Here is a 24,095-nt window from a genome sequence, read left to right on the forward strand (position 1 = left end):
ATTGTTTAAGCTAATAGTGCATCTAACTTTTCAGCACGTTCTAATGCGTATAATTCATCACAACCACCGATAGGATCACCATCAATAATGATTTGTGGCACAGTCGTCCCACCAGTGATTTTCGTCATTTCCGGACGTAGTGAACGATCCGACACATCAATCTCTTGATATTCAGCCTGTTTACTATCCAATAATTGCTTTGCACGTTGGCAGTATGGGCAATAAGGCGTTGTGTACATTGTAATAGTAGCCATAATTTCTGTTACCTTTTAGTTGTTGGTAAATTTGCAGCTGTCCAGCCACTCATTCCTGAAAATAGGTTATTTACTTGCTCAAAACCAGCTTTAGCTAGTTTGTCACCGGCACCAGAAGAACGTGTTCCCGTTGCACATACCACTATAATGGGGCTCTGTTTGTGATTTTCAATAGCAGCAAACTTTCCTTCATTAATTTGTGACACGGTAATGTTTTTAGCATTCACAATATGCCCTTTCTTAAACTCGTCTGCATTACGCACATCTACAACGATTGCGTCTTGCTTATTAATTAATAAAGTAGCTTGTTGTGGATTAACATTGTTAATTTTACTTAATTTATTTTTGACTACGCTATGAATTAACATAACGGCAATAACTACCCATGCTGCAGATAACATAGGGTTATTACTAATAAAATCAATATACTCTTGCATAAGTTGTTTCTTCTTCTCTGTGGATAAATTCGCATCTGAGTATACCCTGTGAAAAACAGAATATCAGCCTTGAGATTTAGAATAATAAATGAAAACGACTTTTTTACGGTTATTTTGACTTGCTTTGATCTCACGTCGGGCTTTTTCAGTGACAAGACGCACAAATGTTGTAAAATCAAAGTGGAGATAATTTGGACATTATGCCAGGACATTAAAAGAGGTTTAAAATGACAATGACTAAAAAACCACTAGTTTTATTAATTCTAGATGGCTGGGGAAATCGCCCAGACACACCTGATAACGCAGTATCTAATGCTAAAACACCTGTACTAGACCAACTATGTAAAGACTACGCAAATGGTCTGATTTCTGCTTCAGGTATGGATGTAGGTTTACCAGAAGGTCAAATGGGTAACTCTGAAGTTGGCCATACTAACATCGGTGCAGGTCGTACTGTTTACCAAAACTTAACTAAAGTAACCAAAGCAATCCAAGATGGTGATTTCTTCGAAAATCCAGTATTTGCAGCAGCAGTTGATAAAGCAGTAGCAGCTGACAAAGCAGTACACATCATGGGCCTAGCTTCTGCAGGTGGTGTTCACTCACACGATGCGCATATCCTAGCAGCAATCGAACTAGCCGCTAAACGTGGTGCAACTAAAATTTATGTACACGCATTTTTAGATGGACGTGATACGCCACCACGCAGTGCAGAAGATACACTGACTAAATACGAAGAAAAATACAAAGAGCTAGGTGTAGGCCGTACGGTTTCTTTAGTAGGTCGTTACTTTGCAATGGACCGTGACAATCGTTGGGATCGTGTAGAAGAAGCCTACAACGTATTAACAGCAGCAAAAGGTGCATACACAGCAGATAGCGCACTAGCTGGTCTTGAAGCAGCTTACGCACGTGATGAAAACGATGAGTTCGTAAAAGCGACTGTGATCGGTGAAGCAGCACCAATGAACGAAGGTGATGCAGTATTATTCTTAAACTTCCGTGCTGACCGTGCACGTGAGCTAACTTACACATTCACAGATGAAAACTTCAGTGGTTTTGAGCGCGCAGTTGTGCCAAACATCCACTTTGCAACATTGACTGAATACGCTGCAGATATCAAAGCGCCAGCCGCTTACCCAAGTGAATCACTAACAAATACACTTGGTGAATGGTTAGCGAAGAAAGATAAAACACAACTGCGTATCTCTGAAACAGAAAAATACGCACACGTGACTTTCTTCTTTAACGGCGGTGTTGAAGATGAGTTTGAAGGTGAAAAACGTTCACTAATCAGCTCTCCTGCTGTAGCAACTTATGATCTACAACCAGAAATGAGCTCAGCTGAACTAACTGAAAAACTAGTTGGTGCAATTAAGAGTAATGAATACGATGTCATCATTTGTAACTACCCGAATGGCGACATGGTAGGTCACACTGGTGTATTTGAAGCAGCAGTTAAAGCATGTGAAGCAGTTGATAGCTGTATTGGTGAAGTAGTAAGCGCACTACAAGAAGTAGGCGGTGAATGTCTAATCACAGCTGACCACGGTAATGCAGAGCAAATGGTTGACCCTGATACAGGCGGCATCCACACTGCTCATACTAACTTACCAGTGCCATTTATCTACATGGGCCGTGAAGCGACTATCGCTGAAGGCGGACGTCTATGTGATATCGCACCAACTATGTTATCGCTAATGGGAATGGAAATTCCTGCAGAGATGACAGGTCAACCAATCATTACTGTTAAGTAACCTTGGTTATTGGATACTCTGCCTTGGGGCAGGGTATCTAGTTTACCTTTCTCAGCATAACGACATTTAATTTCATCTACCCCCTACACATTGATTTAGATTCGCATACAATAAGCGGCCATCTTAAATATTTTTATCTAACTTTATTAACATTTGTAAGTCGTATTCATAATTGATATTTTTAAGAAACTCCCTATTCACCCTATAAGGCCATAAATTACAGTGATGTTTAACTTATCTAACGGCAGAAAACTAAGTTACCTAACTTTCATCGCTCTTTTTATCACTGTCCTATTTAGCCAGACGGTTACCGCCGCTAACTTAAATACCATTCAACGCCAAATTAAAGAAAATAAACAAACTAAAGCGCAGCAAGAAAAGCAACAAAAGCAGTTAGAAAATGAACTAGAAAAAAGTGAAAAAGCCGTTGCTAGCATCGCCTTAACCGCAAACCAAACTAAAACAGACATCGAGCAACAACGCACTGTATTGGTGAACTTACAAAAAGAAACCAAACAGCTCAACGAAGAAAAATCCATTCAACAGTCATTATTACAACAGCAACTAGTCAGTGCTTATATGACAGGTGAAAATGACTTGGTAAAATTGATTTTGAATCAAGAAGATTTAAGTAAAGTCGTCCGTGCTAGAAGCTACTACAAGTACTTAAATGACGCTCGCTTGGAAAGTATTGAATCACTGCATGAAACAGAGCAAAAACTCCTTAAAAACCAAGAGTCTCAAACCAAGACATTAGCCTCATTAGAAACGCTTTACGAGCAACAAAAACAAAGACAAGCGAACTTAACGGCAGAAAAAAGTAAGCGAGACAAAGCCTTACAAGCATTAAGAAAAGACATTAATTATCAAGCTAACAAAATAGCAAAGCTCAATAATTCAGAAAAAGCACTCCGTGCGCGTATTAAAAAAGCCGCTGAAGAACGTAAAAGACAACAAGAAGCGGCAGCTAAATTAGCCGCTGCACAAGCCCTTAAAAATAAGAATATAGCAAAAGCCAAGGCACAAGCAGCAGCCAACGCAAAAGCCAAGGCCGCGGCAAACAAACAACAAAAAACCAACTCAAAATTAGCCAACTTAAAAGGCAAATTAAAATGGCCAATTGAAGGTAAAGTACTGCATCGCTTTGGTAGCGCACGCAGCAGCCAAGTAAAATGGAAAGGCATTGCAATCGCTACCAATGAGGGTGAAAAAGTACGCGCGGTGGCAACAGGTCGTGTATTATTCGCCGGTTACTTTAAAGGTTACGGCATGGTGATCGCACTTGACCATAGTGATAATTACATTACTTTATACGGCTACAACCAAACGCTTTTATATAAAGCAGGTGACGTCGTCTTAGAGGGTGATGCCATTGCATTAGCAGGCCACAGTGGTGGCCAAGAGAGAAATACTTTGTACTTTGAATTAAGCCATAAAGGCACCGCGGAAGACCCGTTACGTTGGTTATCGAGAAGATGATCACGTGCTAATCCAACTAAAAAAACTGAGTAAGTTATTGTTGTGTATCGGATTAATGACCTGCTCAACAAACTCTTTCGCTAATAACATTGGTAAAATTGCGATCATCATCGATGACATTGGTTATAATCGTCATAATCAAGCCTTCTTGAAACTACCGAGTGCAATCACCTTTGCGATTCTCCCTTTTACCCCTTATTCCACTAAGATTGCTAAGTTAGCACATCAACAAAATCGAGAAGTACTGCTACATATTCCAATGCAAGCGCATAGCCACAACCACCTGTTAGGCAAAGGTGCATTGATGGAGCAGATGACTAAACATGGCTTTCAACACACCTTAATTGATGCATTAAATGATATTCCCTATGCGATTGGGGTGAATAATCACATGGGCAGCAAGCTAACAGAAGAAGCAACGCCGATGCAGTGGACCATGGAATTATTATCACAACAGGGATTATTCTTTGTTGATAGCTTAACTAGTGCTAAAAGTGTTGCTGCTAAAACAGCTATTGCTGCGGGTTTACCTGCATTAAGAAGACACATCTTTTTAGATAACGTGCGCACCGCAGAAGCCATGGATAAACAGTTTGATCAAGCCGTTAAACATAGCTTAACAACACCTTATACCATCTTAATTGGTCACCCTTATCCAGAAACTCTAAGCTACTTATCACAACGTTTAGGTGCACCGAATAGAGACTTTCAACTGGTTAAACTCAGCCAACTGATACCTGAAAAACAGCGTATGATGTTAGACCAGAAAAAAGTACAATATGATCATCAACACTTGCTTTACTCCGAAGTAAGCCCTCTCAAAATACAATAAATATAATAGCGAGCACTGTATGCGATTATCCGTTTTTATTGCTGATACCTTATCAACACAACTTGTCATCGATTTACAAAAAATTTACGGCGACTATCTGCCTGCCACCTCATTAACCACAGAAGCAATCACTGAGCAATTAAATGACTCAGGATCTCGCTTATTTATGACTATGTTTAATGAGCGTCATATTGGTGCAGTTAAAGTACAAATATCAGACACAACGGCCACTCTATCCCAATTACAAATCAGAGACTTAACACGCCGTCGCGGTGTAGGTAAAAACCTATTAAGACAAGTTGAAAAACAACTAAAAACAGAAGGCGTAACACAGGTTGAATACGCGTTAACAGAAGTTGCCGAATCAGCACAACTAGCAACTCAAGCCTTTTTAGTGAACAGTGATTACCAAGTAAATGATGAGATAGCAGTTAAAGCTATTTAATATAATTGGTATAATTTCATATCAAAAACAAAAAAACACACCTAGGTGTGTTTTTTATAGCAAAATTAAGTAGTGTTAATTAACGCCCTGCTTCAGGGAAATCACCTAATAACATACTTAAAATATACTGCATTTTACTGCCGTTTGTAGTGACTTTATCTCTCTCTAAATCAGAAAAACCCCTCACAGCAGAACGCCAATAGATTTTTGTCGTTCTATTATCCATAGCACTTAATATTAATGAGCCTTTTTTATAACGCGGGTCAGCGCCTTTCTCACGAACGGTTCCAGGAATTAAACCAAAACGTTGCTCTACTTGGTTATTAGCAATCACATCATCGGCCGCAAATAAAAAACCAATCACCATTTCAGCTTGATCAGGATTGCTAACCAACTTGTAACCTTTGCTACTCATATACTTAGCAACTTGCTGACGTATATAAGGTGTTAACACCAACATAGTAGCTTCTTCTTTGGCTAAGACAAAGTTGTAATCATCATTCCAACTGTAGGTTGTAAAAGAGGGAAGCACTTTGCTCGGTTTGCCACTACTTACTAAGGTTAGCGGCTCAGGTTCGATAATCGGCTCCTCTTTAACGACAGGTGTACTAGTACACCCCGCTAAAACTAATTGCACCGCTACTAGCAGAAATAATAAATGCTTCTTCATCTCACTTCCTTACTCTTCGTGAACAAATGATGCTGCTTTTTGCATCACTTCAATACCAGAACCAGGGATATGCCCATTTTCACTTAAATGACGTCGCCATGCGCGTGCACCCGGTAAGCCTTGAAATAACCCCAACATATGACGAGCAATACGATTCAAATGTACACCTTGTGCTAACTGCCCTTCAATGTAGGGATACATTTTTTCTAATACCTCAAAACGAGTTAACGGTACTTTATCACAACCAAATAGTTGCTGATCAACCGTACTTAAAATATAAGGGTTAGCATAAACCTCACGCCCTAACATCACACCATCAAGGTGTTGCAGGTGAGTTTGACAGTCTTCTAAGGTTTTAATTCCACCATTGATTGCAATAGTTAGCTCAGGAAAATCACGCTTTAACTGATAAACTCGTTCATAATCTAACGGTGGAATGTCTCGATTTTGTTTTGGACTTAAACCGCTTAACCACGCTTTACGCGCATGCACAATAAACGTATCACACCCTTGCGCTTTGACATTTTCTACAAAATCACATAAAAATTCGTAAGAATCTAAATCATCAATACCAATACGAGTTTTCACTGTCACCGGTAAATCACAAGCATCACGCATCGCTTTAACCGCATCACCAACCAATGCGCCTTCGGCCATTAAACAAGCACCAAAACGACCGTTTTGCACACGATCAGAAGGGCAACCCACGTTTAAATTAATTTCATCAAACCCGCGCTCAGCCCCTGCTTTAGCAGCTTGCGCTAAATCTAAAGGTGCAGATCCACCTAATTGTAATGCCACTGGATGCTCCGCCGCATCTCTTTGTAAGTAATCGCCCTTACCGTAAAGGATCGCACCGGTGGTCACCATTTCAGTGTAAAGCAGTGTATTTTTACTCATTAAACGATGGAAGTAACGGCAGTATTGATCAGTCCAATCAAGCATCGGAGCAATAGAGAAACGGTTTGAAGGGAAATTTTGCATAAAACACCAAGATTAAAATGAAAGACGATCAATAAGCCAAATCAGAGTACTAACCCGTCCACATTAAAAATGTGATTGCGACTAACCTTCAACTGGCATTTCAAAAGAAGAATTATAACAGAAAATCATTACTTAAAAATGCCATTTAACAACTGTTTAAAGCTATCAAAAGATGACCAACACAATCATTAATAAGGGAGGAGCAATGAGCAAAAGCCCATCTTGCAATAATAGCTAGACACATAATTAATAAACTAAAGGATTAAAAACACAGTTAAATAGACAGCCTTCAAAGACATAAAAACACTTTAATGCGCATAAAAATGTAATTACACAAATCACTTGGAGTGAGGTGTAAAGGTAAAATCTGATAATCTTCCCTTTACTTGAAATAGTATAACCTTCATGCCAGAAGTAGTTTAGCTGCTTACTTGCCCGTCAAAGAAATAACCGAGATCTACAACGGAAAAACGAGCAGTACTATGCTCGTTTAAAGCCGATATTTTTAGTATTCAACTCAATAGATATGACCTAAAAGTAGTTTTTATATACTCAGTACAGTTACACCAATTGCATTAGTGATGCGCTCTTGCATTGCATAGGAAAAATTAACACTAGCAAGGTATGAGTTGCAGTAAGTAATTGTTCTACTTTCAAAAATCATCACGCAGATAAAGTTGATTTTAACCAGCAAAGCTGATCACTTATTTGATACATTTGGTATTAATCATCCCACTTAGGTGCAAGCCCATCAGGATCCACTTCTCTGCCGTTTCTTTCCATCTGATCAATTTTAGCGATATCTGCATCGCTTAGCACTAATTGCAATGCTTTTAGGTTACTCGCCAGATTATCTCGCTTGGTCGAAGAAGGGATCACTGCATAACCTTTAGATAACGCCCATGCTAGGGTAACTTGTGCGGGCGTGGCATTATAGTCATTCGCAATTTCTGAAATGACTGGATCTTTGAGCACCTTACCGTAAGCTAGAGTCATATACGAGGTCACCTGAATGTCGTTAGCCTGCATAAATGCAACAAGTTTACGGTTCTGAAGATATGGGCTTAATTCGATTTGATTAGTCGCAATCTTTTCTTTACCGACAACGTCCATAGCTTGTTGTAGCAAATCGATATTAAAGTTAGACACACCTATCGCTTTGGCTAGCCCTAATGTTTTGGCTTCCAGCAGTGCGGACATGTATTCTTTGAGGTTAGTGTCGCTACCGGGCCAATGGATCAGGGCCAAATCAACATAATCAGTATTCAGCTTTTTCAAGCTCTCTTTTAAGCTTGGAATGAGCCGCTCCGCGTTTATATTCTCAACCCAGACCTTGGTGGTAATGAATAATTCATCTCGAGATACCTCAGCTTGACTGATCACTTCTCCAATCTCAGCCTCGTTAGCATATATTTGTGCAGTATCAATAACTCGGTAGCCGACTTCTAATGCATTTCTGACCGAGTCTTTTACCACTTCACCTTCTAAACGGAATGTGCCGACACCAAATGAGGGTACTTTCATATTATCTCCTAGCTGTTTTTATTTATCATATAAACGATGAGACAACTTTACGCTCCGTTCTTTTTTCCGTAAAGTTAACAAAAATCAATTATATTTTGAGTAATAATCAACAATGAAAGCAACACTTGATGAGATGAAAACCTTCATGTCTGTGATCGATAGCGGCTCAATAAGTGCGGCAGCAAAATTGTTATCGCTCACAGTCTCCGCAGTGAGCCGCTCTATTTCAAGGCTGGAATCAAAACTGGAAACCACCCTTATTAACCGTACCACTCGAAAACTTGATGTGACCAATGAGGGGGTGATTTACCTCGCCAAAGTTAGGCACATACTCGAAGCAGTAGAAAACGCTGAAGAGCAATTGCAATGTCAAAAGTACAAACCCTCTGGTTTACTGAGAATTAACGCTGCGACACCATTCTTACTGCACGTGCTTACTCCACATATTGCTAAATATCAAAAACAGTATCCCGATGTTGAAATTATTCTCAATTCAAGTGAAGACAATATTGATCTTTTGGAAACAAAAACTGACATCGCATTTCGCATTGGCGAACTGCAAAGTTCGACATTACGTGCTACTTTTATCGGTCGCAGTAGGTTAAGAATTATAGCTAGTCCGATGTACCTTGCTGAGAATGGCACTCCTACTTCAATTGAACAATTACTTACCCACAAATTGCTGGGTTTTAATAATCACAACTCCCTTAAGGAGTGGCCTATTATGGATGCAAAAAATAAGCTACTTCGAATAATGGGCAGTATCAGGTCAGACAATGGAGAAACCATCCGTTCTCTAGCGCTTCATGGAGCAGGAATCGCTTGTTTATCTGATTTCATGACTTACTCCGACAGAAAACAAGGTCGTCTTATTGAGGTGATGAGCGATCATGTGCACGCTATTACACAACCGATTCATGCGGTTTATTACAAAAACGCTAGCACCTCAAGAAGAATCAGTTCATTTCTTGATTTTATAAAAAAAGAGGTGCGAACCAAAAATTTAGACTTTCTCTAACTGCTTCAGCTATTTTGTACAAAACAGTTTTGTCGTTTTGACGCTTTTTCCTGCTTTTTAAATCTCATAGCATCCGCAGCACAGTATTAACAATACAGCCACTGCTGAAACATTAGGATTCACTATGCACAAAGATTTAAGCAAGACCTTTACCATTGGAGTTGAACTTCCTCTAGACAACGATTGGACACGAGAAGGCCAAGCAAAACGTTTACGCCAACACAAACCCTTTGGCGTACCGGATATGAGCAAACATAAAGAACGAATCATGCTTGCTGATCAGTTAGGCTTCAAAGTCGCATGGGTGCGAGACGTGCCGCTCTATGATCCTGACTTTGGAGATGCCGCTCAAATTTATGAATCATTCTCTTATTTGGGGTATTTGTCAGCTTGTACAAACAATATTTTGCTGGGCACGGCGGCAATCGTTCTTCCCTTGAGGCAGCCCTGGATTGTCAAAAAGGCGGCCGCCACTATTAACGAGCTGAGTAATAACCGATTGATTTTAGGCGTTGCCAGTGGCGACAGACCGATTGAGTATCCGCTGTTTAATGTTGATTTCGATAGCCGTTCAAAATTATTTCGAGACAGCCTAGATATCCTAAAAGATAAAGAAGATAGCAAACTGAATGAAGGACAACATCTTCTCCCTGAATTCAAGAATATTCCAATATATGTGGCAGGTTTGGCGCAGCAGACTCCTGACTGGGTTGGCGAACATATGGATGGATGGCTGGCTTATCCAGGCACCGCTGAAGATCACCAACATCGCGTTAATCTTTGGCGCTCTGTCGCAGGCAGCAAACCTTACGTAAGCTTTATTCATCTTGATTTAGTCGATGATCCAGATGCGCCAATCGTTCGCCATCATTTCGGCGTACAGACCGGAGTAAAGGGATTGGTAGCTGAATTACAACGGATGAAACAAGCAGGCGTTAATCATATCGGCTTGCACTTTCGAAGAAATACACAACCTATTGAAGACTCACTAAAACAAATTGCCCGTGATGTACTGCCTCATTTCCAGCAATAGCAATTGACAATGCCGCCATTAACAAGAGGTGGCATTGTCAGTCATCGCCATGATAAAAAAGGCAGCGGTTCTTAATCAATTTTGACCACTGTCTTGCGTTTTGTTTTTTCACTGTGCTCCAGTGCTTGTGGTAGTTGATCAAAGGAGAAAACCACAGGTTCATCGATTATCAGTTGATTTGAGCTAATGAGTTCCATCAGCTGTTCACCAGCTTTCATCAGTTCAGTCCAGTCTTCACTGTCTCCGTAATCATGTAATGCCCCCAATGCAATCTCATGATAAGAGATGCTTCGTGTAAAAGGAGGATCAAGCGGCTTATCGATACGATCTTGAATAGCAACGATATGACCATTTGCTTTTAAATGCTTAACGAAGCGACTCGCACTATCCTGACCGACAGCATCAAATATGGCATGATAGTTAAGGGTTATTTCTTCAGGTGCTCTCAATAGATTGATAACTCCCAGCGCTTTCGACATCTCAACTGAGAGGCTTTTGGAAAGAACATCAACATTAAAACCGGCTTTCGATAATAACTGAATGATAATTTTGCTGACTGCACCAACCCCAACGATCAGGACACTGCGCCCTGCCTTAACCGGTATTTTACTAAAAGCTTGCCAGGCTGTCAGCATAGGACAAGGTAATGCCCCCGCCAAAGCAGAAGACATGCTTTCCGGTACCTTCATCACTCGCCCAGCATTTAAAACGCTAAAACGAGCAAAACTGCCCTGCTTTTTTAATGATTGATGAAAGGCGACTCTCTGGCCAAGTAAAGTATCACTCACGTCTTTGCCGACTTTTACAACTCTACCAACCCCATCGACTCCCGGCGTGTGCCCGTCTTCCCAGTTAAGCGGATTTGAATGAATGAATTTCCAATCAACTGGATTGATGCCTGCGATTTCATTTTCCAGCAAAATCTCGTTTGCATTAATCTCACAGTGACTGACACTTGATTGCTCAACTGAATGGAGAGAAGTGTTATAGGACCAAGCCGATATATGTTTGTTTTTCATAGTGATATATGCCTACCATAGGTGAATTGACGGTCATATTAGATGACCTTAAAAGCCCAATTGTAGGTGCGCTCTGAGTAAATAACAGTGCATCAATGACAAATAAATTTTGTAATATCTGCAAAAATCAAATACTTTTATATGGCAGATTACAAAGACAGCCTTGGCTGAATAAAATCAATAAATGCGGATATCCGTTTAGCAACGGAAGAAGACTTATAAAAGACCGCATTAATCTGTTCGCGATCGGTATTAAGCAGTTTTCCTTGCTCTAATAACGGCACCAACCTGCCAGCCGCGATATCTTTATTGACCATAAAACCCGATAAGCAGGCAATGCCATTGCCTGCAAGGGCCAGTTGCCGCACAGTTTCACCATTACTAGCGGTCAATGTTGGCTCAATATAATCACTTCCGGGTAATGGCCAGCGGTTTAATACTTTTGCGCCGGCAAAACCAAGCAGTTCATGACTCGATAAATCACTGACTTGTTTAGGCACGCCTCTTTTAGCCAGATACTCTGGTGATGCCACTATATATAATAAACTTTTCCCTAACGGCCGCGCATGTAACGTAGAGTCGTTTAATTTACCGATACGGATCGCCAAATCGGTTCTTTTTTCCAATAGATCTACAAAACCTTCATTGGAAGTGATCTCTAATTCAATATCTGGAAAGGCTTGTTTAAAAGAGTGAATCAGTGGCACCAGCTGATGGAATACAAAAGGACTTGCCGCGTCGATCCGTAACCTGCCCGCGGGCAGCTCTCCGCGAGAGACAAGTTCTTCTTCTGCCTGCTGAATCTGTAACAACCCGACACGTACTGAGTCAACAAATTGCCGTCCTTCATCGGTCAGTTCTATCCGCCTTGTGGTGCGGTTTAAAATAGTGACACCCAATTGTTTTTCGACTTTGCTCACCGCGCGAGACACTCTAGCGACCTGAATATCTAAGCTGTCAGCAGCAGCAGAAAAACCACCACTGTCGATCACTGTGAGTAAGATTGCTAAATCATCAGAACGTGTCAGCATGCCATTCACCTTTCATTATCAATAACTATATTTGCAATATTAACAAAAGTAATTTGTTAATAACACGATTTTTAACTACTTAAAAATCAATAATAATGCGCCCATCAAACGAAAACACAAATTGTGTTCCAATATCAAAATACAAAAAGAGGGAAAAAATATGCCTTTAGCATTATTTGCATTGACGCTCAGCGCCTTTGCGATCGGTACAACCGAATTTGTCATTGTGGGGTTAATCCCTACCATGGCACAAGATTTAAATGTTTCATTACCTTCAGCTGGACTGCTGGTCAGCCTTTATGCAATGGGTGTTGCTATCGGTGCACCTGTTTTAACTGCGCTGACTGGCAGCTGGAACCGTAAGCATGTATTGCTTTCAGTGATGGCACTGTTTGTCGCAGGCAACTTATTGGCATGGCAAGCTCCTGGATATGAAACCTTGATTACTGCTCGTATCCTAACAGGGTTGGCGCATGGTGTGTTCTTTTCAATAGGCACGACTATTGCGACAGGTTTAGTTTCAAAAGAAAAAGCCGCGAGTGCGATTGCGATCATGTTTACGGGTTTAACAGTCGCATTGGTGACGGGCGTTCCGCTGGGAACCTATATTGGCCAAACATTCGGCTGGCAGTCAACCTTTTTAGTCGTAGCACTACTCGGGTTAATTGCACTTATTGGCAGCGCGCTATTAGTACCAAATAACTTAAAGCAGGCAGCAGCAACTAAGATTTCAGCGCAATTGAAAGTACTCTCGGAACCTCGTTTATTATTGGTATACGCGATTACAGCTATTGGTTACGGTGGCTCCTTCATAGCATTTACTTACTTAGCACCTATTCTGGAACAGGTTTCTGGTTTTGATTCCAGCGCTATCGGTCTGATCATGTTGGTTTATGGTGTGTCGGTTGCTATTGGTAATATCTGGGGCGGTAAAATGGCGGATAAATTGGGTCCAATTAAAGCGCTAAGCGTTATTTTTACAGGTCTCGCTGCGGTGCTACTGGTGTTTAACTTCACTGCGGTTAACCCTATTGCAGCGGTAGCCACTATTTTAGTTTGGGGCGCATTTGCCTTCGGTAATGTCCCTGGCCTGCAAGTTTACGTTGTAAAACTGGCGGAAAAACATACACCTAACGCTGTTGATGTTGCATCTGGCCTTAACATTGCCGCATTTAACGTGGGTATTGCGCTAGGTGCTTGGGGAGGCGGTTTAATCGTCGAAGAAGCGGGACTGATGAATACTCCTTGGATTGGTGCGATTGTGGTGTTATTCGCTCTGGTATTAACACGCTTTAGTGGTTCATTAGACAAGAAAGCACAACACAAGGCATCAGTGACACGAACTGCTTAATGCTTAATGCTTAATGCTTAATGCTTAATAGAGTCTAACCGCATTATCATTAGAAGCGATATTTATAAAAATATCGCTTCTTTTTTCGCGTTTTTTTCATGCTTCAATAGAGAGATAATAATGGCAACTATTTTTATTACCGGTGCAAATCGTGGATTAGGTCTTGAATTCGTAAAGCAATATGCGCAACAAGGTCACCATGTCATTGCCTGTACTCGTCATTTTACGCAGGCAACAGAGCTATCTCAGTTAGCGACACTTCATTCCAATATTCAACTCCATGAACTGAATGTGATGGATGAGGAGCAGATCTCTGAGTTAACAACAGTATTTAAAAACCAACCCATAGATGTACTTATTCATAACGCTGGCGTGGGTGGATTTCAGTGTGAGGCCTTAGGAGGTATGGACCAAAAAGGCTGGCTAGAAGTATTAACCGTCAATACCGTTTCCCCGATGCTAATCACTCAAGCGCTATTAGCAAACATTCTAGCGAGTAAAGCGAAAACTATTATTGGCCTTACGTCTATTCTCGCTAGTATTGATGATAATAATTCTGGTGGCCGCTATAGTTACCGCGCATCCAAAGCGGCGCTTAATCAAATCATCAAATCGCTTGCTTGCGAACTCTCAGATGATGGCGTAAAAGCGGCAGTTATCCACCCTGGTTGGGTAAAGACAGCAATGGGCGGAGCCGATGGTAAAATAACGCCAGCGCAAAGTATAACAGGTATGATGAATGTGATTGAAAACCTGCAAAGCAAACATTCTGGATCTTTCTTTGTCTACGATGGGACACAGTTGCCATGGTAAGTGCAATTGCTAAATGATACAGGCTTGAAGTATTTAGGTTCATAGGGCATACCGACGCTAAAGGCAAAGAAATATTTACGCTGGTTATGGGATAAATAGAGTGTAAATTAAATTGTCTAGACAAAAAAATAGAGCAACGCTCTAAGGCAGGTTGTTTAGTTTTTATTGTGACTCAGATAAGGGTAATGTTAATCGGTTTAATATTTATAAAGAGTCCATCGACCAGATGGCTTTTGAATACCACCAACAACAGGTTCAATCATCAGACTGGGGTAAAACGACTCAAAGTGTCGACAGGTATTATCAAATCAGCAGTAAAAGCTATTCATTATGAGCAAAAATCAGGTTGCACTCACTCAGCAATTCCCATAAAAAAACGCCCTTGTAATCGTTATAAGGGCGTTTCAATAAAAAGTGTATTTGCTACTCTTTAAATGAGTAGCGACACTTGTTATTTAATTACTTTTTTTCAACTTCAGTTAACATGCCTTTCATTAAGCTCACACACCCAATCAGCAGAATCACTGTAAATGGAAGTGCTGCAATGATAGTAATCGATTGCAATGCTTGGATAGATTGCGTACCGCCAATCCATAACATCACCATTGCGATCAAACCTGAAATAATGGCCCAAACGATTTTTTGTTTCATCGGTACTTCTAACTTACCACCCGCTGTCATGCTATCGATAACGATAGAACCAGAGTCGAGGGTTGTCACAAAAAACACAACAATCAGCACGACTGCGATAACAGATAGGATGTCACCAATCGGGTAAGCATCTAACATGTAGAATAGGCTTAATGATACGTCAGTAATACCTTGCTCTGCGCCTAGTAAACCCACTTTATCGATGATTTGATCAATGGCAACACCACCAAATACTGACATCCATAAAGTGGTCACTAACGTAGGGATCACAAGGACACAAACAAGGAATTCACGGATTGTACGACCTTTAGAGATGCGCGCTACGAACATACCAAAGAAAGGAGCATAAGCTACCCACCAGGCCCAGTAGAACACAGTCCAACCATGCAACCATGAAGTATCATCACGACCTGACGCTTGGCTTAATGGCACGATGTTTTTCACATACCCCACCACGGCGGTTGCTATTGAATCAAGTACCGTAGTGAAGTTTAATACCGCAATTAACCCTAAGAAGACAAATGCGATTATCATATTGATGTTACTTAACAGCTTAACACCACCATCCATCCCACGCGTTACCGATAAAATCGCTAAGCCCATGATCAATACAATAATAAACTGTTGTAGATATAAGCTATTTTCAAAACCAAATACATGACTGATACCACTTGCTGCTTGTGAACCACCTAGGCCTAATGATGTTGCTAGACCAAACAAAGTCACAAGTACGGTCAATACATCAATCACATCCCCCATTTTCCCCCATACTCTATCGCCTAAGATCGGGTAAAACACAGAACGCATCGATAACGGTAAGCCTTTGTTATACACAAAGTAAGCAAGGCATAACGCTGTCATACCGTAGATTGCCCAGGCATGTAATCCCCAGTGAAACGCCGTTGCGCCTAATGCTAACTCACGCCCTTCAGGTGTAAAAGGTGCTGCATTTAACGGTGTGCCGTACCAATCCGTGTAGAACGCTGTTGGTTCTGCTACCCCCCAAAAGATTAAGCCAATGCCCATACCAGCAGCAAATAACATGGCAATCCAAGAAGTGGTTGAATAGTCGGTTGTTGCTTTATCACCACCTAAGCGAATTTTACCTAAGGGAGAAAATGCAATCCCGATAGCTAGCAACAGTAAAATATTCGCGCCCCACATAAATAGGTAGTCGAAATTAGATAAAACAGCGCCTTTAATTGAATCAATGGCTGCCTTTGCATCTGCTGGCTCAAGCATTAATAACGTGACGATAAAAAGAATTGATAACGCGACTGAAGCGGTGAAAACGGTGTTGTGGACATCAAAGCCCCACTTATTGATATTATCTTGGCCTACTTGGTAATCAGTAGAATCGATACTGTATTTTTTAGATTTAAATTTCATAACTTCTGATATTTAACTACTCATATTAGTGAATAGAAACACCAGCTCCGTATTAAATTAATATTTAATTAGTTATTCCGTACCATAAATACATGGTAACAAATGACTCTCGTTTTTTTATTTTTAGACTTTTATGCTTAATAATAAGCGCGACATTCTAGCATAAAAACACTTTTACCCCCCTATTATCACAACCTACTGATTTAATAGAAAATAAGCTATTGACACTAGTGCAAACCCCGCCATTCTCGGTTTTACCCTGACTAAATACCACCGCTAAAACTCCCTTGATTGTTACATATAGGTAAAAATGAATTGCAAATGTATAGCATTATCTTTTTTTTAAAAAAACATATACTGATTTCAATTGATTATAAAACCAACAATAAGGGATAAATATGACAGCAAAGTATATTGATGGAAAACTTATTTCCAAAACCGTTCGTTCCGAAGTCGCAGCACTGGTCAAAACACGTGCTGAAAATGGTTTATCGATTCCTGGCTTAGCTGTTGTGTTAGTTGGACAAGACCCAGCCTCTCAAGTTTATGTGAACAGTAAACGTAAAGCTTGTGAGGAAGTTGGCTTTACCTCTAAATCATTTGATCTACCAGAAACCACCAATGAAGCAGATCTGTTATCGCTAGTTGATACGCTCAATGACGATCCACAGATCAATGGTATTTTAGTACAACTGCCTTTACCAGAAGGCATCGACACCACTAAAATAATTGAACGCATTAAACCGGAAAAAGATGTTGATGGTTTTCACCCTTACAATGTAGGTCGCCTTTGTCAGCGTATTCCAACACTACGGTCTTGCACACCTAAAGGAATCATGACCTTATTTGAACGTTATAATATTCCACTCAAAGGTAAGCACGCAGTGATTGTAGGTGCTTCTAATATCGTAGGCCGCCCAATGAACATGGAGCTATTACTTGCGGGTTGTACCACCACAGTTTGCCATCGTTTCACACAAAACTTACAAGGTTTTGTAGAACAAGCTGATATTTTAGTGGTGGCCGTTGGCAAACCGGGCTTTATTCCAGGAGATTGGATAAAACCGGGTGCAGTCGTGATCGATGTAGGTATTAACCGCCTACCGACTGGTAAACTCGTCGGCGATGTGGAATTTGATATTGCAGCACAGAAAGCAAGTTTTATCACGCCAGTACCCGGCGGAGTTGGCCCAATGACAGTAGCCACCTTAATTGAGAACACACTACTAGCTTGCCAATAGCACCTTTGCTCTTCACACCATCGAGCTCACGATTCTACTCGATGGTTTTACTGCCTATCACAGCAATACCATTAAGATTTGGGTGGCGGAGCACAAGATTCTCTCACCACCAGCTCAGTGGCTAAAGGTTGTGGTAATGGAATGTCTTCTCCATTCAACCTCGAGACTAAATACTTAGCAGCAAGCATCCCCATCTGTTCTTGTGGCGTTCTGATCGTGGTTAATCTAGGCGTAATATTAGAAGCTAAAGCCATATCATCAAAACCAACAATCGAGACTTCTTCTGGTATTTTAATGCCCATATTTTTAGCTTCAAAAATGACCCCATAAGCGAATGGTTCAGAGCCACAAATAATGGCTGTCGGTTTATTTGCTCGCGACATCAATAAACGGAATGCTTCGCGCCCTTCTTCGATACCAAATTTAGATTGTAATAAGTTATCGTCAGATAAGCTCAAATTTTGCTTTTCTAACGCGGCTCTCACCCCTATCAAACGGTTTAATGCACGATCATTATTCTCAGTGAAGCCAGAGATCATCGCGAATTTAGTGTGCCCAAGATGTAATAGATAACGTGTAATGTCTCCAGCGGCGGCTTGATTATCGAAACCAATACACGGATGTTCAAAATTATCATCCACAGCCCATGTTAATACATAGGGAATAGACTTAGCTTGGAGTAACTCATAAATGTGTTTATCGCGAGATTGACCAACCAATATTAACGCATCCATCCCATGTGAGACCATTTGCGTAATATGTTCATACTCTTTTTCGATGTTGTAGTTATTGGACGCCAGCATCATATTATACCCTGCCGTCGAAATTTGATTTTGAAACACTTCAATGGTTCGCCCAAATAAACTACTATCCAAAGAGGGGATGACAGCTCCTATCATCCTCGAACGCTTTGAAGCTAATGTGCGAGCGGCGGCATGTGGAACATAATTTAACTGTTTGATCGCCGCATCTATTTTCTGCTTTGTTCTGTCACTCACAACAGCGGGATCATTTAAATACCGTGAGACGGTAACTGACGCAACACCCGCCGCAATGGCAACGTCTTTCATGGTCGGATCAGCCGACAAATTGTTATGCGCTTTCATACTATCCTCAATGATTTAATATGACTTATTAACAATGAGTGATTACGTTTACCCTCATAAGCCACAACTTAACTCTTCCTGAACTAATACTCTGTTGTGCTTCAACAGCATAAATAGATTATAACACAAAAATAATAACCTCCATTTTAATCATATCCCCTTATGGAACGGTTCATATAGAGATGAAAAAGAGTTAGCACCATAATTGATCGTGGTCAATTATGGCGCGTTTTTTGATTGAAACATCACCAAAATTGTGCGCGAAGAAATATTTTTATTAATTAGGATTTTATTTTTTAATCAGGTTTATCAGCTTAACGTCATATAAATCAGGCATTAAAAACATTTTTTTAATGATTTTAAAAAGTCGGCACCAAGCTTGCAAAACACTAAAAATGGAAGCGCATTCATTTTGATTTTAATTAAGCTGAATCATCATATTTGCCATGAACCTTACAAACATAATTAAGAAAATTGATACCCATACTTTAGGAGAGTGTTTATGAAATCGCATTACAAAGTTATCGTTATTGGTGGTGGTATTGGGGGATGTAGTACGCTTTACCATCTAACCCAGGAAGGATGTACTGACGTAGCCTTAATCGAACGTAATGAATTAACTTCTGGGACCACGTGGCATTCAGCGGCACAAGTAACAAACTTTGGTGCAACACAAACGATGGTTGGTTTAAAAAGCCACAGTATTCAGCTTTATAAGAAATTAGCAGCAGACCCAGAGAATCCAATTAACTATCACCACGCCTCAGGTGGTATTCGCCTTGCTTCAACACAAGAGCACCTTGATGGTTATAATCACTTCATTTCATTAGCGAAAGGAATGGGGGTTAACTTTGAACTATTAGACCCTGCTGAATGTGCTAAACGTCACCCGTTAATTGAAACACATGAATTAGTTGGTGGGCTTTGGGATCCGCTAGATGGCGATATCGACCCGGCACAATTAACACAGGCATTAGCGCGTGAAGCACGTAAGGCAGGTGCTGAAATTTTCCGTCATAATCCAGTAGAAGATATTCACCAAAAAGAAGATGGTACTTGGGTACTGCAGACTAAAAATGGTGAAGTGAGCTGTGACAAATTAGTTAATGCCGGTGGTTACCGTGTTAATGAGCTAGGCAAAATGCTGGGTATTGAATATCCGGTTATCTCAATGGAACACATGTACTTCTTAACGGAAACTATTCCAGAAATTGAAGCGTTCGGTAAGCGTGTCCCACTATTACGTGATCCACTTGATGACTTCTACAGCCGCCAAGAAAAAAATGGTTTATTAGTCGGTATATATGAACAACGTTGTAAAACATGGGGTATGGATGGCATTGATCCTAACTTCGTGAATGCACTTTGTCCTGATGACCTTGACCGTTGTTTAGATAACATGGAACGTGTATTTGAACGTATGCCATGCTTAGCAGAAACCGGTATTCACAGTATCGTAAACGGCCCGATCACTTACTCTGCAGATGGTAACCCGCTCGTTGGTAAAACCCCTGGTTTTGATAACTTATACTCAATCATCGGCTTACGCGCTGGTTTGGGTGAAGGTGGTGGTCACGGTAAGATCCTTGCTGAAATTATCGTACACGGTGAATCAGAATGGGACACATGGTGTATTGACCCGGCTCGATTTACATCGCATGCCAACACAGAGTTTACAGCATTAAAATCCATTGAAGATTACCAAAACGAATTCCGCTTCCACATGCCGCATGAAGCACGCCCTGCTGGCCGTTTAGCTAAAACAACGCCTATTTACACTACGTTAAAAATGCAACATGCAGAATTTGGTGTGGTCAATGGTTGGGAACGTGCAATGTTCTTCAAACCTGATGCTGATTACAAGTTTGAACATAGCTTCCGCTTCACTGACACTGACAAGAAAATCGTTGCTGCAGAAGTAAAAGGCGTCACTGAAAACGTCGGTATTATGGAAGTCAATGGCTTTAACCGTTTTGAAATTAAAGGGCCAAAAGCAGCAGAATGGCTAGACAGCTTAATGTGTTCAAATATTCCAAAGACAGTGGGCCGTATTGGTCTTTGTTACTTCCTAACTGAAAAAGGTAACGTATTAGGCGAAGCGACTATCGCTAAACTATCTGAAGATACATTCTGGTATGGCTCTGCTGCCGCAGCTGAATATAAAGATATGGATTGGTTACGTTCACACCTACCTAAAGAAGGTGTTGAAATTACTTCTCTAACAAATACTCACACAATTTTATCTGTAACCGGTCCTAAATCACGCGATTTAATCGCGAGCCTATCACCTCGTACAGATTGGTCTAACGAAGCTTTCCCATGGTTAACCACTAAACCGGTATACATCGGTCATGCACAAGCACAAGCATTACGCGTGAGCTTCAGTGGTGAATTAGGTTGGGAGCTACATGTTCCAAATGAACAATTATTACTCGCACATACGCTATTAACTGAAGCAGGTGTTGATTACGGTCTTATCCCATTCGGTTCAATGGCACTAGAGTCGATGCGTCTTGAGAAAGGCTACCGCCATTGGAAAGCAGACCTTATCACTGAGTTTGACCCCTTTGAAAGTGCATTAGATCGCTTCACTAAGATTGATAAAGAAGCTGACTTCCCAGGTAAAGCGGCATTGCTTGCTAAGCAAGGTCAACCAATGCGCAGAAAATTTGTCACCATCACTGTCGATTGTGATATTGCAGCAGCACATCCTGGCGACTCTATTTGTGTCGATGGAAAAGTAGTCGGCACGGTGACCTCTGCAGCTTATGGATACCGTGTAGAGAAGAACATTGTACTTGGCTTTATTGACCCAGAATACTCGGTCGAAGGAAGTGAAGTAGATGTAGAAATCATAGGGACAGCTTACCCAGCGATTGTTGTGAGTGATTGTCTTTACGATCCGAAGAACGAAAAAGTGAGAAGTAAGTAAATAAATAAAACTATAACCATGGAGAGTAATATGAAAAGGGTAACAAAATTATGCTTAGCAATATCACTAGGTTTAACAGGCGTTTCAGCACAAGCAGCTGACCTTGTTTTAGGGGTGCCAAGTTGGCCATCAGCAGGAGTTACTTCGAATGTGATTAAAATCGTACTAGAAGAGAACTTAGGCTTAGATGTGGGCATGCAAAGCGGCACTAACCCAATTATTTGGGAAGCGATGGACCGAGGTTCAATGCAACTTCATCCTGAAGTTTGGTTACCCAATCAACAAAATCTCTACCAGAAGTATGTGGTTGAAAATGGCACGGTTGTGAAAAACCAACATAGTGTAGAAGCAAAACAAGGGCTGTGTATTACTAAGGAGATGTCAGATAAATACGATATTAAATCGATTTACGACCTGACCGATCCTGATAAATCAGCCCTATTAGATAGCGATGGTGATGGTGAAGGTGAAATTTGGGCTGGTGAACCTGGCGCTGCTTCAACGACTGTCGAAATCATCCGCGCTAAAAGCTATGGCTATGACCAAACCATGAAGTTAGTACAAGTGGATATTCCAGTTAACTTTGCTTCTCTGGATGCTGCAGTACAAGCTAAGAAACCTTATGTTTTCTCTTGTTACACACCACATTATATCTTTGCTTTGTATGACATCGTGTTCTTAACAGAACCAAAACATAACGATGCAACATGGAAAACAGTCCAACCAACAGACGATCCGGATTGGTTAGCAAAATCTAATGCAGATTCAGGTTGGCCTGTTACTTATGTGCAAATGCACTATGCAAAATCATTGGAAAAAGATCAGCCAGAAGCAGCTGATATCCTGAAAAACTTCGCAATCACCTCAGACATTATGAGCGAGTGGAGTTATTCAGTAGTGGTTGATAAGAAATCACCAGCCGATGTTGCAGCGGAATGGGTTAAGAATAATCAAGATATAGTCAACGCTTGGTTAGGTCTATAACACCGAGTTAAACAGTGAGCAGCCCTTCTTTGGACTAATGAAGGGCATGCCCAAATGTTTCATATTTCTAAAAACCTTAACAACAGGTATGGCTTAGTATGACGACAGATGTAATTCAATTAGAAAATGTATGGAAAATATTTGGCGATAGAGCCGAAGAAGCAATGCAAGCAGTTAAAAGCGAAGGCTTAGATAAGGCCACTGTACTCGAACGTTTTGGTTGTGTAGTTGGTATTGCAGATGTTTCATTCAAAGTAGCACGAAGTGAAATATTTTGTATTATGGGCCTTTCGGGTAGCGGTAAGTCTACGCTTATTCGCCACCTTAACCGCTTAATTGAGCCTTCAGCAGGCTTGGTTAAAGTACTCGACCAAGATATGTCTGCATTAACTCCTAATGCGCTTCGAGAAACGCGTGCCAAAGATATCGGCATGGTGTTTCAACACATGGCATTATTACCACATCGTACCGTTGCTGATAATGTCGCTTTCCCATTGGAAGTACAAGGTTTACCTAAAGCAGAACGTTGGGAAACATCAATGCATGCTTTATCACTGGTTAATTTAACCGGTTATGAGTATCGACTGCCCCATCAACTATCAGGGGGGATGCAACAACGTGTGGGCTTAGCCAGAGCACTAGCCAGCGACCCTGAAGTATTATTAATGGATGAACCTTTTAGTGCACTCGATCCGTTAATCCGCCATGAACTACAAAACCAATTCGTACAACTAACTAAAAACTTACAAAAAACCACCGTATTCATTACCCATGACTTAGACGAAGCAATCCGCATCGGTGACCGTATTGCTATTATGAAAGATGGGTGTTTGATCCAAATAGGCACACCGGAAGAGATTGTGATGCAACCTGCTGATGATTATGTTGCAGACTTTGTAAAAGGTATTTCTAACCTCAAGTTAATCAATGCCCACTCTATTATGCTAGCCATTAACGATACGACATTACCTATTTCCATTGATAAAACAGCCGCACTGCGTGCAGATGAAAATACTAGCCTAGAAGCATTAATCGACCTCTCTGTCACCACTACATTACCTATCATAGTAACTAATGATGCGGGCCAAGATATAGGTGTGATCAGTAAAGATACCCTGCTTAAAGGCATTAAGGGAGAAGAATAA

Annotated in this window: 21 protein-coding genes; 12 read left to right on the forward strand and 9 right to left on the reverse strand. The window is 40.9% G+C overall.

Going from position 1 to position 24,095, the window contains the following annotated elements; translation table 11 throughout:
* Positions 1-5: 5 nt before the first annotated feature.
* The gene (gene grxC, locus DS885_RS10855) at positions 6-254 is read right to left on the reverse strand and encodes a glutaredoxin 3 (protein WP_113819454.1); all 249 of its coding nucleotides are present in this window, start codon (positions 252-254) and stop codon (positions 6-8) included.
* Positions 255-262: 8 nt separating this feature from the next.
* A complete protein-coding gene (locus DS885_RS10860; protein ID WP_113819455.1) occupies positions 263-691 on the reverse strand; it encodes a rhodanese-like domain-containing protein in 429 nt (142 codons plus the stop codon).
* A 227-nt stretch (positions 692-918) separates the two neighbouring features.
* Here DS885_RS10860 and gpmM point away from each other — a divergent pair, with 227 nt between their 5' ends.
* The 4 genes from gpmM to panM all read left to right on the forward strand — a co-directional run bounded on the left by gpmM (position 919) and on the right by panM (position 5,204).
* A complete protein-coding gene (gene gpmM, locus DS885_RS10865) occupies positions 919-2,448 on the forward strand; it encodes a 2,3-bisphosphoglycerate-independent phosphoglycerate mutase (protein WP_113819456.1) in 1,530 nt (509 codons plus the stop codon).
* A 225-nt stretch (positions 2,449-2,673) separates the two neighbouring features.
* Positions 2,674-3,927, forward strand: a complete 1,254-nt coding sequence (locus DS885_RS10870; protein ID WP_113819457.1) for a murein hydrolase activator EnvC family protein — start codon at positions 2,674-2,676, stop codon at positions 3,925-3,927.
* A 4-nt stretch (positions 3,928-3,931) separates the two neighbouring features.
* Positions 3,932-4,759: a divergent polysaccharide deacetylase family protein gene (locus tag DS885_RS10875; protein ID WP_147232351.1), complete on the forward strand. Its 828-nt coding sequence runs from the start codon at positions 3,932-3,934 to the stop codon at positions 4,757-4,759.
* 19 nt (positions 4,760-4,778) lie between these two features.
* Positions 4,779-5,204, forward strand: a complete 426-nt coding sequence (gene panM, locus DS885_RS10880; protein ID WP_113819459.1) for an aspartate 1-decarboxylase autocleavage activator PanM — start codon at positions 4,779-4,781, stop codon at positions 5,202-5,204.
* Between the two features lie 79 nt (positions 5,205-5,283).
* Here panM and DS885_RS10885 read toward each other — a convergent pair whose 3' ends face one another.
* The 3 genes from DS885_RS10885 to dkgB all read right to left on the reverse strand — a co-directional run bounded on the left by DS885_RS10885 (position 5,284) and on the right by dkgB (position 8,382).
* Complete coding sequence (locus DS885_RS10885; RefSeq protein ID WP_113819460.1) at positions 5,284-5,874, reverse strand: DUF4136 domain-containing protein; 591 nt, start codon at positions 5,872-5,874, stop codon at positions 5,284-5,286.
* Positions 5,875-5,883: 9 nt separating this feature from the next.
* Positions 5,884-6,858 (reverse strand): tRNA dihydrouridine(20/20a) synthase DusA, encoded by a 975-nt coding sequence (dusA, locus tag DS885_RS10890; protein ID WP_113819461.1) that lies wholly within the window; start codon positions 6,856-6,858, stop codon positions 5,884-5,886.
* Positions 6,859-7,581: 723 nt separating this feature from the next.
* Complete coding sequence (dkgB, locus tag DS885_RS10895) at positions 7,582-8,382, reverse strand: 2,5-didehydrogluconate reductase DkgB (protein ID WP_113819462.1); 801 nt, start codon at positions 8,380-8,382, stop codon at positions 7,582-7,584.
* Positions 8,383-8,494: 112 nt separating this feature from the next.
* Between dkgB and DS885_RS10900 the strand changes: the two genes are divergently transcribed.
* Together DS885_RS10900 and DS885_RS10905 are read left to right on the forward strand one after the other, a co-directional pair.
* Positions 8,495-9,400, forward strand: a complete 906-nt coding sequence (locus DS885_RS10900) for a LysR family transcriptional regulator (RefSeq protein ID WP_113819463.1) — start codon at positions 8,495-8,497, stop codon at positions 9,398-9,400.
* 124 nt (positions 9,401-9,524) lie between these two features.
* Positions 9,525-10,433: a TIGR03571 family LLM class oxidoreductase gene (locus DS885_RS10905; protein ID WP_113819464.1), complete on the forward strand. Its 909-nt coding sequence runs from the start codon at positions 9,525-9,527 to the stop codon at positions 10,431-10,433.
* Between the two features lie 71 nt (positions 10,434-10,504).
* Here DS885_RS10905 and DS885_RS10910 read toward each other — a convergent pair whose 3' ends face one another.
* Positions 10,505-11,452, reverse strand: coding sequence for an alcohol dehydrogenase catalytic domain-containing protein (locus tag DS885_RS10910; protein WP_113819465.1), 948 nt, complete (start codon positions 11,450-11,452; stop codon positions 10,505-10,507).
* Between the two features lie 149 nt (positions 11,453-11,601).
* Entirely contained in the window at positions 11,602-12,483 is an 882-nt protein-coding gene (locus DS885_RS10915; RefSeq protein ID WP_113819466.1) for a LysR family transcriptional regulator, read from the reverse strand.
* A gap of 160 nt (positions 12,484-12,643) precedes the next feature.
* Here DS885_RS10915 and DS885_RS10920 point away from each other — a divergent pair, with 160 nt between their 5' ends.
* Complete coding sequence (locus DS885_RS10920; protein ID WP_028868055.1) at positions 12,644-13,834, forward strand: MFS transporter; 1,191 nt, start codon at positions 12,644-12,646, stop codon at positions 13,832-13,834.
* Positions 13,835-13,954: 120 nt separating this feature from the next.
* A complete protein-coding gene (locus DS885_RS10925) occupies positions 13,955-14,647 on the forward strand; it encodes an SDR family oxidoreductase (protein WP_113819467.1) in 693 nt (230 codons plus the stop codon).
* Between the two features lie 459 nt (positions 14,648-15,106).
* Here DS885_RS10925 and DS885_RS10930 read toward each other — a convergent pair whose 3' ends face one another.
* Positions 15,107-16,687, reverse strand: a complete 1,581-nt coding sequence (locus DS885_RS10930) for a BCCT family transporter (RefSeq protein ID WP_113819468.1) — start codon at positions 16,685-16,687, stop codon at positions 15,107-15,109.
* Positions 16,688-17,085: 398 nt separating this feature from the next.
* Here DS885_RS10930 and folD point away from each other — a divergent pair, with 398 nt between their 5' ends.
* Positions 17,086-17,928, forward strand: coding sequence for a bifunctional methylenetetrahydrofolate dehydrogenase/methenyltetrahydrofolate cyclohydrolase FolD (gene folD, locus DS885_RS10935; protein WP_113819469.1), 843 nt, complete (start codon positions 17,086-17,088; stop codon positions 17,926-17,928).
* Between the two features lie 71 nt (positions 17,929-17,999).
* Here folD and DS885_RS10940 read toward each other — a convergent pair whose 3' ends face one another.
* The gene (locus tag DS885_RS10940; protein ID WP_113819470.1) at positions 18,000-19,034 is read right to left on the reverse strand and encodes a LacI family DNA-binding transcriptional regulator; all 1,035 of its coding nucleotides are present in this window, start codon (positions 19,032-19,034) and stop codon (positions 18,000-18,002) included.
* A gap of 502 nt (positions 19,035-19,536) precedes the next feature.
* On the opposite strand from DS885_RS10940, the gene DS885_RS10945 reads away from it, so the two are divergent.
* The 3 genes from DS885_RS10945 to DS885_RS10955 all read left to right on the forward strand — a co-directional run bounded on the left by DS885_RS10945 (position 19,537) and on the right by DS885_RS10955 (position 24,095).
* A complete protein-coding gene (locus DS885_RS10945) occupies positions 19,537-21,966 on the forward strand; it encodes a GcvT family protein (protein ID WP_113819471.1) in 2,430 nt (809 codons plus the stop codon).
* Positions 21,967-21,996: 30 nt separating this feature from the next.
* Complete coding sequence (locus tag DS885_RS10950) at positions 21,997-22,950, forward strand: ABC transporter substrate-binding protein (RefSeq protein ID WP_113819472.1); 954 nt, start codon at positions 21,997-21,999, stop codon at positions 22,948-22,950.
* Positions 22,951-23,048: 98 nt separating this feature from the next.
* On the forward strand, positions 23,049-24,095 hold the full coding sequence (locus DS885_RS10955) for a quaternary amine ABC transporter ATP-binding protein (RefSeq protein ID WP_113819473.1): 1,047 nt from the start codon (positions 23,049-23,051) through the stop codon (positions 24,093-24,095).

It is taken from the genome of Psychromonas sp. B3M02 (assembly GCF_003318165.1).
Lineage (GTDB): Bacteria > Pseudomonadota > Gammaproteobacteria > Enterobacterales > Psychromonadaceae > Psychromonas.